Below are 14,041 nucleotides of genomic sequence, written 5' to 3'. Positions count from 1 at the left end.
ACAATCGCCCGCGTGAGCAAGACAGTGGTCATCACCGGAGCGGGCAGCGGCATCGGCCGGGTAACGGCAGAGGTGCTGCTGGAGGCCGGACATCAGGTGGTCCTGGCGGGACGCAGACCCCAGCAGCTGACCGAGACTGCCGGCGGTCGGCCGAACGCACTGGTGGTGCCGACCGACGTGACCGACGCAGCGTCGGTGCAGGCGCTGTTCGGGAAGACGCTGTCGGCCTTCGGCCGCGTCGATGTGCTGTTCAACAACGCCGGGGTGTTCGGGCCGGCGGCCTCGATCGCCGACATCGACGTCGAGGACTGGCACACCGTGTGGCGCACCAACGTCGACGGCTCGTTGTTCTGCGCGCGGGAGGCGGCCCGGATCATGGCCTCGCAACTGCCGCGCGGAGGGCGGATCATCAACAACGGTTCATTGTCCGCGCACCGGCCGCGGCCCCGCAGTCTGGCCTACACCGTCACCAAACATGCGATCAGTGGTCTGACCGCGTCGATGCTGCTGGACTTGCGCGATATCGACATCTGCGTGACGCAGCTCGATATCGGCAACGCCGCCACCGCCATGACCGCCGGCTTCAGCGAAACGCTCCAGGCCAACGGCACCCTGGCCGCCGAACCGACGTTCGACGTGCGCCATGTGGCCCGGGCGGTGGCACATGTCGTCGAGTTGCCGTTGGAGGTCTCGATTCCGGAGCTGACGGTGATGGCGCGGGCCATGCCGTACTACGGCAGGGGCTGAGTCGTCGTGCGGGCCCGCTATGTCGTCAACTGCTCGATGCTGCTCACCGAACTGCCGTTGCTTCGGCGCCCCGAAGCGGCCCGCGACGCCGGCTTCGACGCGATCGAACTGTGGTGGCCCTTCGAGGATTCGGTGCCGGGCGACGCCGAGGTGGACGCGCTCATCGGTGCGGTGACCGATGCGGGAGTGCAACTGGTGGCGCTGAACTTCGCCGGCGGTGACATGACCGCGGGCGAGCGCGGGCTGATGTCGGATCCGAGTCGGTGCCAGGAGTTCCTGGACAATGTCGACGTCGCCGTGGGTATCGCAGAACGGTTGGGTACCAAGGCTTTCAACGCCTTGTACGGCAACCGGCTGGTCGGCGTCGGGTCCGCTCGGCAGGACGAGACCGCCGCGCAGAATCTGGCCATCGCGGCCCGGCGGGCGCAGCGAGTCGACGCCGGGATCCTGGTCGAACCGCTCAGCGGCGTCCCCGGCTATCCGCTGCGCACCGCGGCCGATGTGGTCGCGGTGCTCGACCGCGTCGGCGAAGCGTCAGTGCGACTGCTGGCCGACCTGTACCACCTGACCGTCAACGGGGACGACCTCGCCGCGGTGATCGACCTGTACGGCGACCGCATCGGTCACGTCCAGCTCGCGGACGCCCCGGGGCGCAGTGCCCCGGGAACCGGGTCCATCGATTTCGGAGCCCATCTGGCGCATCTGGGTCGCCGGGGTTACCGCGGGCATGTCAGCCTGGAATACACCTGCGCCGGTGCCGACCCGTTCGCCTGGTTACCGCAGTCGGATCGGGGCGCCGGCCCGTGGGGGTAGCGCACACAAATCAGAGCCGGGGCCTGTAGGCCACCGGCTCTGTTCTGGTAGTGCGGATCAGCGTGCGGAATCCTGGAATTCGTACCGCTGTGCCACCGCGATCAGCTCTTCGCGAACCGTCGAATCGGGCATGGCGTTGATCCGCGCGTAGAGGCGACGCCGGCTGTTGGCGCGCTTCAGATCGTCGCGAAACTGCGCGAAAGACATTCTTCTCACTCCTTGAAAGACTCCGGGTTGCGGAGACTCAGTTGTTGTCGGCGCCCACAGTTCGGGGATCACCCGAATAGTGGAACACCTCGATGGTCCTTGTTAATTCTGTGTAAAGCAACTTTCGAGGTGTGAGTTTCGCTACAGGTCAAGCGATTTCGGTGTGAGAAAAGTGGCCGCCGCCACAATGGTCAGTCCAGGATGCGGCGCGCCACGTTGGTGGTCATCAGGTCGAGCAGCTCGTCCGCGCGCCCGGCCATGATGGTGCGGATCGCGTACAGCGAGAAGCCCTTGGCCTGCTCGACGGTGATCGCCGGCGGAATCGACAGTTCCTGCCGGGCCGTCACCACGTCCACCAAGGCGGGCCCATCGTGGGCCAGCGCCGCGCTCAGCGCGGATTCCAGATCGCCCGGGTGCTCCACCCGGCGCGCGAACAGTCCGAGCGATTCGGCAACGGTGGCGAAGTTCGGGTTCTTCAGCTCGGTGCCGAACGTGACGATGCCCGCGGCTTTCATCTCCAATTCGACGAAGTTCAGCGACGAGTTGTTGAACACGACGAGTTTGACCGGCAGCCGGTTTTGGATCAGCGTGATCAACTCACCGAACAACATGGTCAGTCCGCCGTCTCCGGCGAAGGCCACCACCTGGCGGTCGCGGTTGACGGTCTGCGCGCCGATCGCCAACGGGAGTGCACACGCCATGGTGCCGTGATTGAAGGAGCCGAGCAGTCGGCGCTTGCCGTTCATCGTCAGATAGCGCGCGGCCCACACCACCGGCGAACCGACGTCGACGGTGAACACCGCATTGTCGGCGGCGAGTCGATCGGCGACGGCGGCGACGTACTCGGGCCGGATGGGGGAGCGGTCCCGGTCGTTGACCGCCAGCTCATCGAGTCGGCGCCGGGTCTTGCGGTAGTGATTGAGCGACCGGTCCAGGTGGGTGCGGTCATGGCGGGCGGTGAGCAGTGGGGCCAACGCCGTCAGGGTGTCGGTGACCGTACCGACCAGTCCGAGATCGACGGGCGTGCGCCGGCCCAGGTTGCGGCCGCGGATGTCCACCTGAATGACCGTGGCGTTCTCGGGATAGAACTGCCGGTAGGGAAAGTCGGTGCCCAGCATCAGCAGCACGTCGGCTTCCTTGATGGCCTTGTAGCCGGAGGCGAAGCCGAGCAGGCCGGTCATCCCGACGTCATACGGGTTGTCGTACTCGACGAACTCCTTGCCGCGCAGCGCGTGCACCACCGGCGCCTGCAATGTCTGCGCAAGCGTCACCAGCTGATCGTGTGCGCCCTGCACACCGGCACCGGCCAGGATGGTGATGTTGTTGGCGCCGTTGAGGATCGATGCGGCACGGTGCAGTTCGTCATCGGAGGGGCGTACCACCGGATGGGTCGGCAACACCGGGGTGACGCGCACATCGGCGGCGATCTTGGACAGGAAGATCTCGCCGGGGACGACCACCACGGCGACGCCGTTCTCCTCGACGGCTGCACGCATGGCCATCTCCAGCACACGCGGCGCCGCCTCGGCGGTGGTGACCAGTTCGCAGTACACGCTGCACTCGCGGAACAGCTCCTGGGGCCGGGTCTCCTGGAAGTACTGCGAGCCGATCTCGGCCTGCGGAATGTGAGCGGCGATGGCCAGCACGGGAACTCGGCTGCGCTGCGCGTCGAACAGGCCGTTGATCAGGTGCAGGTTTCCCGGACCGCAGCTGCCCGCGCACACCGCGAGTCGACCGGTGAGGGCGGCGTCGGCAGCGGCGGCGAACCCGGCCGCCTCCTCGTGTCGCACATGCTCCCAGGCGAAGCCGTCCGACCGGCGGATCGCGTCGGTCAGCCCGTTGAGGCTGTCGCCGGGCAATCCGTAGACGCGCTGCACCCCGCTGGCGCGCAGGGTTGAGATGACGTGATCGGCGACTGTGGTCATCCCTCAACCCTAGGCGGCGCTTCGGCGCGGCACGGTCGGGCGTGGTGTGCGCCCTCACACAGCCCGCGGTGAGGTCGGCACACTGGTGAGGATGTCGACGATCGACGGATAACTGGTCAGCGCCGAAGCGCCGACCGGCACCATCGCCGCGGCCCACTCGTTGCGTTCGGTGTAGGCGATGACGGCGAACGAGTCGTCCGTCGCGTCGGCGGGCACCTCGCCGTCCTGGGCGTGCCGGGTGTAGACGAATACGCCGTGCTCGTCGACCGTGACCGCGCCGCACTCCAGATCCGCGGCACACCATTGGCTGTCGGCCAGGCTGGCGATGCTCTGGGCCAGCAGTGAGGTCGGTACCACCAGGTAGCCCGCGATGTCGTGCAGCGGCGCGGTGATCTGGCCGGTGAACGAGTCGTCGCCCAGATGTGGCCCCGCCGGGATGGTGGTGGCCAACTTCGGGATGACCACCGGCACCGCGGCCACCGTGACGCCGCCGTTCCCGTCGTCGACGCTGAAGGTGAAGCTGTCGTGGTACACCGAGGTGTCCGTGCGGTGCTGCTCGTATGGCGTGTAGACGTACTGGATCAGCTGCGCGGTCGATGCGCCGAGGGGACCGCCCAGGACGGTGGCGCGGTCGGTGCGCACGGCAACCACGGTCCCGTAGGCGGGCTGGCCGACGGTGACGGTGACGTCGTCGTTCTCGAAGTCCAGCGCCTCGACATCGAACACCACCTCGCCGGTCGGGAGAAAGGTGGTGCCGGTGAACGCATCGAGACGACCGATGTCGACCGGGTCGGCTGACCTCGGACCCCACGTCGTCACCGCGGGAGTGTTCACCGGCGGCACGGTGAGCGACAGTCGCGCGGAGGTGCGGGTGACGCCCTTGGCATCGGTGGTGACCACAGTGATGGCGTCGGAGGTCGGGTGGCGGTGCGCGGTCTCAAGGTCGTTGGGCCGGTAGATGATTCCGGCGTACGTCCCGGGCGCGAGCCCGAACGCGTGGCCGGTCAGGTCGGACGCGCCGTGTCCGGGGAAGTTGTCGACGTCAAACGGCCCGAAGGTCGTGGTGTCGCCGTTCTGCGCACCGGTGACCTCGATGGTGGCGTGGTGGGTGAGGCTCTGGGCGACCGGGTAGAAGTACACGAATTCGCCGTATTCCAGCGCCAGCGTGCTGTCGTGATCGAAACCGTACGGACCACACAGCGAGTCGGCCGGCAGCGCGCGCCAAGACGGCCCGGTGGACGTGCGGGCCGCGGCCCACTTGCCGTGCCGCGTGTAATGCGCCAACTTCATGGACTCTTCTCCTTGCCCCGCCCGCCGTGTTGCCCGTACTGCGACGCTATTGCCGGGGACCGCGTCCGGTCACGAGTAGTGCACTACGTGTGTTCCTCTAAAACCTCAGTCCTGCGCGTGCCTGCGGTAGTCCCAGCGTTCCAGCCGGTGCTGCAAGTCATGGATGGCGAATGCGGTGGCCAGCGCCAGCGGGAACAGGGTCACCACCAGGAATGTCCACATTTGCCGCTCCTCCCGTTGTCCGGGTCGCCCTGCTGACCACCGTATGGTCGCGGACCGACCGGGGCATGGGTAGTCGACTACGTGACTTTGCTGTCCGACGTTTCTTGGGATCGGTAGCGATCGCCGCGCACTGTACTTGCCCTCATGGCATCGGCAATTTGCCCGCCGGGGCCGCATAACCTGAAAGGAACATCCAAGACATGAACATCGTGCCCGCTCGTATCCAGGAACAGATCAACCGCGTCGACCGGCCTCGTGCCATGGTGCTCGGCATCGTCGCCGGCCTGACCGTGCTGTGGTCGGTCTACCGACTGGTCTGGCTGATCTACTCGGCCACGGTGCTGGCCGGCGTCGGCTGGTCACCGATCGCGCTGGTCTTCCCGTTCGTGCTGTGGACCGCCATCGGTGTCGCCGCGGCGATCGCCGGCCTGGCATTCCTGAAGCGCTACCAGCAACCGGAATGACGCCGACGCGTTCCGGCTGGGGTCGACCCAGCCGGAACGGCGTTGTGCTCAGCGGTATTTGGCGATGTACTCGGTCATCGTCTTGAGTTGGTAGGCAGAGACGTCGTGGGCGGTTTCGTCCTCGGCGAACACCGACGAGACCATGACGGTGTCGTCGCGGTCGTAGAAGCCGAGTTCGGCCAGGCCGGAGAAGAACTCGTCCCAGTCGATGTCGCCGTCGCCGATCTTGAGGTGCTGGTGCACCCGGACCGGGTTGCCCGGCGGATTGGTGATGTAGCGCAGGCCGTGGCTGCGGTGATGATCCATGGTGTCGGCGACGTGCACCAGACGGAGTTTGTCACCGGCCGCGCGCATGATCTCGGTCATCGTCGACGATGACGTGCCCATCATGTGAAACGCGTGGCAAGCCACGAAGACCATCCCGATGTGGGGGGAGTTGACCCCGCGGATGATGCGGACCGCCTCCAGCCCGTCCTCGACGAAATCATCGGGGTGTGGGTCGATCCGGACATCGATGCCCTCGCGTTCGATGATCGGCAGGAGTTCTTCCATGGAGCGGAAGAACGCGCGCTCGGACTCTTCGGCCTTCTCCGGGCGCCCGGAGAATTCGGTGTTGATCACCTGGACGCCCAGATCCACGGTGATCTGGATGACGCGCTTCCAGTTTCGTACGGCGGCTTCGCGGGCGTCGGGGTCCGTGCTGGACCAGCGCAGCACCGGCAGCACCGAGGCGATGCCGACCCCGGCGTCGGCGCAGGCCTTACCGAACTTCGCCACCAGGGCGTCGTCGGCGCGCGGGTGGTTGAAGAATGGGATGAAGTCGCGGTGCGGGGTCAGTTGCAGGTGTTCGTAGCCCAGTTCGGCGACCACCCGCGGCAGGTCGAGCAGACCATGGTCGTGGTGAAAGGGAGTGGGATCCAACGCGATCTTCATCTAGCCGATCCTGTCCACGAGTTCGACGTCGACCGCCACGCCGCTCTCCAGCGACTTCACCCCGGCCTCGCATACCGCTGCGGCGGCATATCCGTCCCAGGCGCCGGGCCCGTCGGTGTAATTTCCGGTGTCATCGCCGGCCAGGACGGCGTCCACCCAGCGCTGGAACTCGGTGTCGTAGGCCTGACCGAAGCGCTCCTTGAAACTCGGCGTGATCTGACCGCCCCAGGTACCCGGGGCGCTCTTGCGCAGCAGCCCGACGTCGAGCCCGATCATGGCGGAACCCTTCTCGGCGACCACCTCGGTGCGCACCTCATAGGCCACACCGGTGGTGACGAAGACCTCGACATCGACATGTTTACCGGAGATCGTCTTGAAGATCGCGATCTGCGGATCCTGCAGCCCCTGTGGTGCGCCGGGATTGGCGGCCGGACGAATGATCTGCACCGAGGCGATCTCCTCGCCGAACAGGAATCGGGTCACGTCCACCTCGTGCACCAGCGAGTCCCGCACGATCATGGCGCTGTCGAAGTGGGGCGGCACCGCGGGATTGCGGTGGGCACAATGCATCACCAGTGGCTCGCCGAGTTCGCCGGCGTCCAGCAGCGATTTCAGCCGCGCGTACTCGTGGTCGAAACGGCGCATGAAGCCGACCTGGATCAGCCGCTTGCCCAATTCGGCTTCGCGTCGGACCACGGCGAGTGAGGTCTCCACATCGGTGGTCAGCGGCTTCTCGCACAGCACGGGTTTGCCGTGCTCCAGGCAGGCCAGCAGTTGCTTCTCATGGGTGGGTCCCGGCGTGGCCAGCACCACGGCGTCGACACCCTGATCGGCAATGGCGTCCAGCGGGTCGTTGATGGCCCGGCAGCCGGGGATGCCCGCGGCGACGGCGTCGGCCTTCTCGGTGAGGTAGTCGCTGACCACGGCCACCCGGGCTCCGGAGATGCGGGAGGTGAGGCGCGCAACGTGGTCGGCCCCCATCATTCCCACGCCCAGGACGGCGATCTTCAGTTCGGACATGACTTCTTCGGCTCCTACTTGAAACGGACGGATGGGACGCCACACGAACCCAGGTAGTTCTGGGTGCGCTTGGCAATGGGCAGCGGAGCGTCGACCTCGCAGGGGTACATGTCCTGCTCGACGATGGCGAATACGTCGATGCCGAGCTTCTCGATCTCGGCCAGCAGCGGCGGCATGTCAGGGATACCGCGTGGCGGCTCGGTCATCGCGCCGAGTTTGACCGCTTCGCCGAAGGGCAGGTCCTCGGCTTCGACCTTGGCGCGCACCTCGGGATCGACCTGCTTGAGGTGCAGGTAGCCGATCCGCTCGGGGGCGCGCCGGATGATCGCGATGTTGTCGCCACCGCAGTAGGAGATGTGCCCGGTGTCCAGGCACAGGTTGACGAACTCGCCGTCGGTACCGTCCAGGAAGCGGTAGACGTTCTCTTCGGTGTCGACGTGTGAATCGGCGTGCGGATGGTATTGCGCACGGACGCCGTACTTTTCGTACATCGCCCGGCCCAGTTCATTCATGCCCGCTGTCTTCTTGTGCCACTGCTCGACGGTGAGGTTGCGGTCTTCCAGGACGGCGCCGGTGGCCGGGTCGCGCCACATCTCGGGGATGACGACCACGTGCTTACCGCCCACGGCGGCAGTCAGTTTCGCGACGTCTTCGATCTGCGACCACACGGCATCCCATGAGTCGTCTTGGTGCAGGTGCTCGAACACGGTGCCCGCGGACAACTTCAGGTTGCGCTTGGCCAACTCGTCCGACAGCTGACGGGGATCGGTGGGCAGGTAGCCGAACGGGCCCAACTCGATCCATTCGTAACCGGCCTCGGCGACCTCGTCGAGGAACCGGGTGTACGGGGTCTGCTGTGGGTTGTCGGGGAACCACACGCCCCATGAGTCGGGTGCGGAGCCAACGAGGATCGTGCTCATCGGGGGAAGGTCCTTTCGGTGTTCAGACGGAGGTGGTGGTGCGGGTGTCGTGCTGGGCCTCGAAGCGCTCTTCGAGCTCTTCGAGGGTGGTGTCCTTGGTCTCCGGAACGTGGCGTCGCACGAAGACGAAGGAGGCGAGATTGACGAGGACGAACAGGGCGAACGTGCCCGTCGACCCGAGTGCCTGGTTCAGTAGGGGGAAGGCGAACGAGATGATCGCGTTGGTGCACCAGAGCACGAAAACCGCGATGCCCATGGCGAACCCGCGGATGCTCAGCGGGAAGATCTCCGACAGCAGCAGCCACACGCAGGTGCCGATGAACATCTGCACGAACGCCACGAACAAAACCATGCAGGCCAGGATCACGTAGCTGCGGGTGGCCGATTCGGGCATCAGGAAGGTGGTCGCCAGCGCGGCTTGGGACAGGGCGACCCCGGCGAAGCCGATCAGCAGCATGGTGCGCCTGCCCACGTACCCGAGCAGGACGATACCGATGATCGTGGTGATCACCGATGTCACGCCCACCGCGATGGTCGCGATGAGCGCGGCACTGACCCCGAGGCCGCTCTGTTCGAGAATGGTCGGTGCGTAATAGTTGACGGTGTTGATGCCGGTGGCTTGCTGGACGATGGCCAGCCCGCATCCGATGAGCACGACGCGCCGAATCCACGGCACGTCCCGGATCACGGCGAACGGCGTGCGGGTGGTCTTGAGCATGTGCGCGGTGTGCTCGGCGATGAGGTGGTATTCGGCGTCGGCCTCCCGTTCGGACCGGCTGAGCAGCAGCACGTTTCGCGCCTCGTCGAGCCGGCCCTCGGCGCCGTACCAACGTGGCGAGTCGGGCAGGGCGAACATACCGATGAACAGGGCGACGGCGGGGACCGCGGCCACCGCGAGCATCGTGCGCCACACGTGCGGATCGTGAATGAGGTGGTCGAGTAGGGCGTTGGTGGCGAAGGCGAGCATCTGGCCGGTGACGATCATCAGTTCGTTGATGGTGACCATCCGGCCGCGGCGGTCGGCGGGCGCCATCTCGGCGAGGTAGAGCGGACAGGTGACCGCGGCGGCGCCGACGCCAAGGCCGAGGACGATCCTGGCGGCCACCATGATCTGCACGGTGGGGGCCAATGCGCAGCCGATCGCTCCGGCCAGGAACAGTCCCGCGCAGACCAGCAGGGTGCGTTTGCGCCCGATCCGGTCGGCGACCCGGCCGCCGAAGAGCGCACCGAACGCGGCGCCGGGGAACAGCAGACTGCTGACCACGGTCGCCTCGCCGAACGACGACAGCGCCAGGTCGTCCTTCATGTAGAGCAGCGCGCCGGAGATGACGCCGGTGTCGTAGCCGAACAGCAGCCCGCCGAGAGTCGCGATGACGGTGAGCTTGGTCAGGAACCGGCCGGACGCCGCTGGGGTTCTTGTCGCCATGGTGTGCGCCTTTGCACGTCGTGGCGGACTTCAGCCGCCTCCTGGTATCTAACGCGCGTTAGTAACGCGCGTTAGAGATACTATCGACGTCAGAATGTGATGTGTCAACCGTCACGTGGAAGGGGAGATGCGATGCCGTCGGCACCCCGCGGCGCTGCGGCGCGCCGCCCGACCATGGCCGAGGTCGCGGCCCGGGCCGGGGTCTCGCGCACACTCGTGTCGTTCATCCTCGACGGCAAACCGGGTGCCAGCGACGAGACCCGGCAGCGGGTGCTGGCGATCGCCGAGGAGATCGGCTACCGCCACGATGCCGCCGCACGTCTGCTTGCGCTGGGGCGCAGCCGCACTCTCGGTGTGCTCACCGATGTGCGGCAGCTCTTCCAAGCCGAGTTGGTGACCGGCATCTACCCGGCCGCCGAAGAGCTGGGTTATGAGGTCCTGCTGTCGGCGAATCTGTCCGACCGCGCGGAGTCGGTGCCCGTGCAGGCGCTGTTGAGTCACCGCTGCGGCAGCCTGGTGCTGTTGGGCCCGGCATCGGGAATCGAGTACTTGACGACGCTCGCTTCGGAGGTGCCCGTGGTGGTGGTGGGTCCCCGATTACCTGTGGACGCACTGCGTGACGTGGCCAACCTGGCGTCGGTCCGCACCGATGACGCGCGGGGCATAGGGGACGCGGTCGACTATCTGATCACGCTGGGGCACAAGGACATTCTGCACGTCGACGGTGGTGAGGGCGCCGGCTCGGCGGAGCGGCGCAGCGGCTACCGCGCCGCCATGGCCGCGCACGGGCTGTCCGACCGCGTCGACGTCGTCGCCGGCGCGCACACCGAGGAGGCCGGCGCGGCAGCGGCCCGCGAACTGCTCGCCCGGCCCGCGCTGCCCACGGCGGTGCTGGCCGGCAACGACCGCTGTGCGCTGGGTCTGCTCGATGTGCTGACCCGCTCGGGGGTCGACATCCCCGGTGACCTGTCGCTGGTGGGCTTCGACGACAGCCGGCTCTCGGATTATCCGCGGATCGACCTGACCACCGTGCACCAGGACGCGCCCGGCCTGGCCCGCCACGCGGTGCGGCTCGCGGTCGAACTGCTGGAGCAGCGTTGCGCCGGGCCCAACGAGGTTGTGCTGGAGTCGCGGCTCGTGGTCCGCGGTACCAGCGCGCCGCCGTCCACTTCTGCCCGGCGGTAATGTCCCTGACATGGTGAACTTCGCGCTGCGGTCGTGCGGCCTGCGCGGGCACGCGACGTTCGCGCCCGATGAGCCCGAGCTGCGGGAACGGCTGCGGGTGGACACTCCGGTCGGCGAGGCCTGGCGTTGCCTGCGCTGTGAGACGTTCGTCGTCGGGCCGCCGCGCGGTCACGGGCCCGCCGACACCGCGCCCGAGGTGCCGCGCGGCCGGCTGCTGCGCGACCGGACCCTGATGCGCGTGCTGGCCGCCGAACGGGTGGTCCGCGCTCTGCTTCTGCTGCTGGCTGCCGGCGCGGTGGTCAAGGTCCGGGGTGAACGTGAGCACCTGAAGCAGGCATTCGAACAGGAGCTGCCGCTGCTGCGCCCGCTGGCCGATCAGATCGGCTGGAATCTGGACGATTCCAAGCTCATCCGGCACATCGGCGACGCGTTCTCACTGTCCTCGACGACGTTGTTGTGGATCGCGATCGCGCTGGCCGCCTACGCCTGCACCCAACTGGTCGAAGCGGTCGGCTTGTGGCTGATGAAGCGCTGGGGCGAGTACTTCGCGGTGGTGGCCACCAGCGCGTTCCTGCCGTTGGAGATCTACGAATTGACCGAGAAGATCACCGTGCTGCGAGTGGCGGCCGTGGTCATCAACGTCATCGCGGTGGTCTGGCTGCTGTGGAGCAAGCGGCTGTTCGGCCTGAACGGCGGCGGCAAGGCGTATTGGGCCGAGCATCACACCGAGAGCCTGATGAGCGTGGAGCGGGCGGGGCTCGAAGGTGCGGTGCCCTAGCTCAATTGAGCCCGGGCATACTGCCGCACAGCCTCTTTCGCGACCTTGCCGTTGCTGGTCAACGGGAGCGCGTCCACGAACAGCACGTGCCGGGGGCGTTTGAATCCGGCCAGGCCGGCGCGCACATGGTTCACCAGGTCCTCGGTGGTCACGGCCAGACCGGGCTGCGGTACCACCACCGCGCAGATCGCCTCACCCCAATAGTGGTCGGGCACACCGACCACCGCGGCCTGGTCCACACCTGGGTGCCGGGACAACACGTCCTCGACCTCACGCGAGGACACGTTCTCCCCGCCGGTGATGATCACATCCTTCAGCCGGTCGGTCACCACAAGCTGTCCGGCACCGTCGAGATAACCGACGTCGCCGGTGGGCAGCCAGCCGTCGACCGTGGCCGGGGTGTCCGGCCAGTAGCCCGCCGCGACCTGCGCGCCGCGCACCAGGATCTCGCCGACCGTACCGGGACCCGCGATGCGTATCTGTATCCCCGCGTGCGGACGGCCCGCGGTCGTGAGGACCGCCGGGTCGCCGCAACGGTGTTCCTGCGGCCCGAGAAAGGTGATATTGCCGCCGGTTTCGGTCATTCCGTAACCCTGGTGAAAGTCCACCCCGAGCCGGGAGATGGCCCGGTGCAACAGGTCGGCGGGAATCGCGGCCGACCCGTAGGCGATGTCGCGCAGGGTGGGCAGTTGGCTGCCGGTGTCCTCCAGGTGGGCCAGCAGGCTGTGCAGCATCGTGGGCGCCAGTGAGCACGATGTCACGCCGTGCGCGTTGACCGCGTCGACGAAGGATTCGGGCCGAAAGGCCGGTACCGGAAGCACCGTGGAGCCGACGCCGTGGTGCACCAGCATGTTGTAGCCGGCGATGTGGCACATCGGGAACGGCAGCAGGTACACCCCACCGGCGCGGACCGACCGGCCGGCAATGGTTCCGCGCACGGCGGCAAGCAGCGACCGGTGAGTGTGCTTGACGCCCTTGGGCTTCCCGGTGGAACCGCTGGTGAACAACAGCCAGGCGGGACCATCCGGCGCAACCGGCGCGTCGATGTCCTGATCCGATTCCTGGTGCCATTCGGCGCTGCCGAACGGCACCACCGACAAGCCGCTGCCGGAAAGCGGGGCGAGGTAACCGGGGTCGCCGACCACCACGGCCGGCCGGACCGACGCGAGCTGCTCGAGCTGCTCTGCGCCGCTGAGTCGCTGGTTGACCAGCACCAGAATCCGGCCGCTGCGCGGCACCGCGTAGTACAGCCGGGCATAGTCGGCGCCGTTGTCGGCGATGACGGCGATGCGGTCACCGGGTCGGCTGCGCGCCGCCACCCAGGCCGCGGTCGCACGGATCTGGACATCGAATTGGCCGAAACCGATCGCCGTCCCGTCCGGTGCGATGATCGCCGGCCGGTCCGGTGCGTCGGCGGCGGCCGCCGTGATCAGTTCGTGCAGCAGCAGCGCGGTCACAGTCGGTCAGTCGATATCGGGCAGCAGCAGCGACAGCATCGTGTCGAGCCGGTCCGCCATGTCGTGATAGGTCATCACCCGGGACTGCACCTGGAGCAGCGCGCCCCAGAACATCGTCTCCAAGGTATCGGTGACCTCCGGCCAGGCACCCATCCCGAGGGCCGCGGCAGTGCGCCGGTGTACCTCGGCGGCGACGCGCTTGCGGACCGCGGCCACCGCGTCGTCGTCGTCGCGCAGCAGGGCACGGGCGCACGCGGTGGCCAGCAGGGGTTCGTCGGCCAGCACCAGGGTGATGGCGCGCAGTTGGTCGCCGACCCGGGCCCGGGCGCCCGCGGCGGGATCGACGATCAGCGGCAACTCATACACCCGGGCGAGGTACAGCTCGGCGAACATCGCGTCCACGGACGGGAAGTGGGCGGACACCGCCGCCGGCGCGATGCGGGCCCGTGCGGCCAGTTCGGTGAGCGAGAGTTCGGACCGAGCGTCGAGGAGGGCGGCCGCGGCCCCGAACAGCTGCCGGTGCGTCTGCTTGAGCCTGACCACGGGATTGGGTGTGCGATCCTGCAAATAGGTGACATCAGCCACCACGGGGCTGGACATGTGTCCAGAGTATCCGGGCTGCGCGTGCTTGGCAATCAGTGCGGGCAAAAGCGG

Annotated in this window: 14 protein-coding genes; 5 read left to right on the top strand and 9 right to left on the bottom strand. The window is 67.4% G+C overall.

What is annotated here, in order from left to right:
* The first annotated feature begins 3 nt into the window (after nucleotides 1-3).
* Together ACXPWS_RS21895 and ACXPWS_RS21890 are read left to right on the top strand one after the other, a co-directional pair.
* On the top strand, nucleotides 4-747 hold the full coding sequence (locus tag ACXPWS_RS21895) for an SDR family oxidoreductase (protein ID WP_458713646.1): 744 nt from the start codon (nucleotides 4-6) through the stop codon (nucleotides 745-747).
* A gap of 36 nt (nucleotides 748-783) precedes the next feature.
* On the top strand, nucleotides 784-1,560 hold the full coding sequence (locus tag ACXPWS_RS21890; RefSeq protein ID WP_458713645.1) for a hydroxypyruvate isomerase family protein: 777 nt from the start codon (nucleotides 784-786) through the stop codon (nucleotides 1,558-1,560).
* 57 nt (nucleotides 1,561-1,617) lie between these two features.
* Here ACXPWS_RS21890 and ACXPWS_RS21885 read toward each other — a convergent pair whose 3' ends face one another.
* The 3 genes from ACXPWS_RS21885 to ACXPWS_RS21875 form a co-directional block, all read right to left on the bottom strand.
* Nucleotides 1,618-1,767, bottom strand: a complete 150-nt coding sequence (locus ACXPWS_RS21885) for a hypothetical protein (RefSeq protein WP_458708662.1) — start codon at nucleotides 1,765-1,767, stop codon at nucleotides 1,618-1,620.
* 191 nt (nucleotides 1,768-1,958) lie between these two features.
* Complete coding sequence (gene poxB, locus ACXPWS_RS21880) at nucleotides 1,959-3,692, bottom strand: ubiquinone-dependent pyruvate dehydrogenase (protein WP_458708661.1); 1,734 nt, start codon at nucleotides 3,690-3,692, stop codon at nucleotides 1,959-1,961.
* A 54-nt stretch (nucleotides 3,693-3,746) separates the two neighbouring features.
* Nucleotides 3,747-4,982: a hypothetical protein gene (locus ACXPWS_RS21875; RefSeq protein WP_458708660.1), complete on the bottom strand. Its 1,236-nt coding sequence runs from the start codon at nucleotides 4,980-4,982 to the stop codon at nucleotides 3,747-3,749.
* 422 nt (nucleotides 4,983-5,404) lie between these two features.
* Here ACXPWS_RS21875 and ACXPWS_RS21870 point away from each other — a divergent pair, with 422 nt between their 5' ends.
* The gene (locus ACXPWS_RS21870; RefSeq protein WP_458708659.1) at nucleotides 5,405-5,668 is read left to right on the top strand and encodes a hypothetical protein; all 264 of its coding nucleotides are present in this window, start codon (nucleotides 5,405-5,407) and stop codon (nucleotides 5,666-5,668) included.
* A gap of 48 nt (nucleotides 5,669-5,716) precedes the next feature.
* On the opposite strand, the gene ACXPWS_RS21865 is transcribed toward ACXPWS_RS21870, so the two are convergent.
* The 4 genes from ACXPWS_RS21865 to ACXPWS_RS21850 are packed head-to-tail and all read right to left on the bottom strand — an operon-like array spanning nucleotide 5,717 to nucleotide 9,967.
* On the bottom strand, nucleotides 5,717-6,601 hold the full coding sequence (locus ACXPWS_RS21865) for a sugar phosphate isomerase/epimerase family protein (protein ID WP_458708658.1): 885 nt from the start codon (nucleotides 6,599-6,601) through the stop codon (nucleotides 5,717-5,719).
* Nucleotides 6,602-7,621, bottom strand: coding sequence for a Gfo/Idh/MocA family protein (locus tag ACXPWS_RS21860; RefSeq protein WP_458708657.1), 1,020 nt, complete (start codon nucleotides 7,619-7,621; stop codon nucleotides 6,602-6,604).
* A gap of 14 nt (nucleotides 7,622-7,635) precedes the next feature.
* A complete protein-coding gene (locus ACXPWS_RS21855) occupies nucleotides 7,636-8,541 on the bottom strand; it encodes a sugar phosphate isomerase/epimerase family protein (RefSeq protein ID WP_458708656.1) in 906 nt (301 codons plus the stop codon).
* Between the two features lie 22 nt (nucleotides 8,542-8,563).
* Nucleotides 8,564-9,967 carry a sugar porter family MFS transporter gene (locus ACXPWS_RS21850; RefSeq protein ID WP_458708655.1) on the bottom strand — a complete coding sequence of 468 codons (1,404 nt, stop codon included), beginning with the start codon at nucleotides 9,965-9,967 and terminating at the stop codon, nucleotides 8,564-8,566.
* Between the two features lie 132 nt (nucleotides 9,968-10,099).
* Between ACXPWS_RS21850 and ACXPWS_RS21845 the strand changes: the two genes are divergently transcribed.
* Both ACXPWS_RS21845 and ACXPWS_RS21840 read left to right on the top strand, forming a co-directional pair.
* A complete protein-coding gene (locus ACXPWS_RS21845) occupies nucleotides 10,100-11,152 on the top strand; it encodes a LacI family DNA-binding transcriptional regulator (RefSeq protein ID WP_458708654.1) in 1,053 nt (350 codons plus the stop codon).
* A gap of 10 nt (nucleotides 11,153-11,162) precedes the next feature.
* Nucleotides 11,163-11,930 carry a DUF2127 domain-containing protein gene (locus tag ACXPWS_RS21840; RefSeq protein WP_458708653.1) on the top strand — a complete coding sequence of 256 codons (768 nt, stop codon included), beginning with the start codon at nucleotides 11,163-11,165 and terminating at the stop codon, nucleotides 11,928-11,930.
* Here ACXPWS_RS21840 and ACXPWS_RS21835 read toward each other — a convergent pair.
* Together ACXPWS_RS21835 and ACXPWS_RS21830 are read right to left on the bottom strand one after the other, a co-directional pair.
* On the bottom strand, nucleotides 11,927-13,378 hold the full coding sequence (locus ACXPWS_RS21835; protein WP_458713644.1) for an AMP-binding protein: 1,452 nt from the start codon (nucleotides 13,376-13,378) through the stop codon (nucleotides 11,927-11,929). The two genes, ACXPWS_RS21840 and ACXPWS_RS21835, sit on opposite strands and share 4 nt — an antisense overlap.
* Before the next feature lie 15 nt (nucleotides 13,379-13,393).
* Nucleotides 13,394-13,987 (bottom strand): TetR family transcriptional regulator, encoded by a 594-nt coding sequence (locus tag ACXPWS_RS21830; protein WP_458708652.1) that lies wholly within the window; start codon nucleotides 13,985-13,987, stop codon nucleotides 13,394-13,396.
* Nucleotides 13,988-14,041 lie beyond the last annotated feature (54 nt).

The organism is Mycobacterium sp. BMJ-28, assembly GCF_054404835.1.
Note: the sequence above shows the minus strand (reverse complement) of the source record. Positions and strands in the feature narration are given on the sequence as shown.

Excerpts from the sequence above, each read along its gene's own strand:
- ACXPWS_RS21860 (WP_458708657.1), bottom strand. The coding sequence starts at position 7,621 with ATGTCCGAACTGAAGATCGCCGTCCTGGGCGTGGGAATGATGGGGGCC.
- ACXPWS_RS21845 (WP_458708654.1), top strand. The coding sequence starts at position 10,100 with ATGCCGTCGGCACCCCGCGGCGCTGCGGCGCGCCGCCCGACCATGGCC.
- ACXPWS_RS21890 (WP_458713645.1), top strand. The coding sequence starts at position 784 with ATGCTGCTCACCGAACTGCCGTTGCTTCGGCGCCCCGAAGCGGCCCGC.
- ACXPWS_RS21875 (WP_458708660.1), bottom strand. The coding sequence starts at position 4,982 with ATGAAGTTGGCGCATTACACGCGGCACGGCAAGTGGGCCGCGGCCCGC.
- ACXPWS_RS21840 (WP_458708653.1), top strand. The coding sequence starts at position 11,163 with ATGGTGAACTTCGCGCTGCGGTCGTGCGGCCTGCGCGGGCACGCGACG.
- ACXPWS_RS21870 (WP_458708659.1), top strand. The coding sequence starts at position 5,405 with ATGAACATCGTGCCCGCTCGTATCCAGGAACAGATCAACCGCGTCGAC.
- ACXPWS_RS21885 (WP_458708662.1), bottom strand. The coding sequence starts at position 1,767 with ATGTCTTTCGCGCAGTTTCGCGACGATCTGAAGCGCGCCAACAGCCGG.
- ACXPWS_RS21830 (WP_458708652.1), bottom strand. The coding sequence starts at position 13,987 with ATGTCCAGCCCCGTGGTGGCTGATGTCACCTATTTGCAGGATCGCACA.
- ACXPWS_RS21850 (WP_458708655.1), bottom strand. The coding sequence starts at position 9,967 with ATGGCGACAAGAACCCCAGCGGCGTCCGGCCGGTTCCTGACCAAGCTC.
- poxB (WP_458708661.1), bottom strand. The coding sequence starts at position 3,692 with ATGACCACAGTCGCCGATCACGTCATCTCAACCCTGCGCGCCAGCGGG.
- ACXPWS_RS21855 (WP_458708656.1), bottom strand. The coding sequence starts at position 8,541 with ATGAGCACGATCCTCGTTGGCTCCGCACCCGACTCATGGGGCGTGTGG.
- ACXPWS_RS21865 (WP_458708658.1), bottom strand. The coding sequence starts at position 6,601 with ATGAAGATCGCGTTGGATCCCACTCCCTTTCACCACGACCATGGTCTG.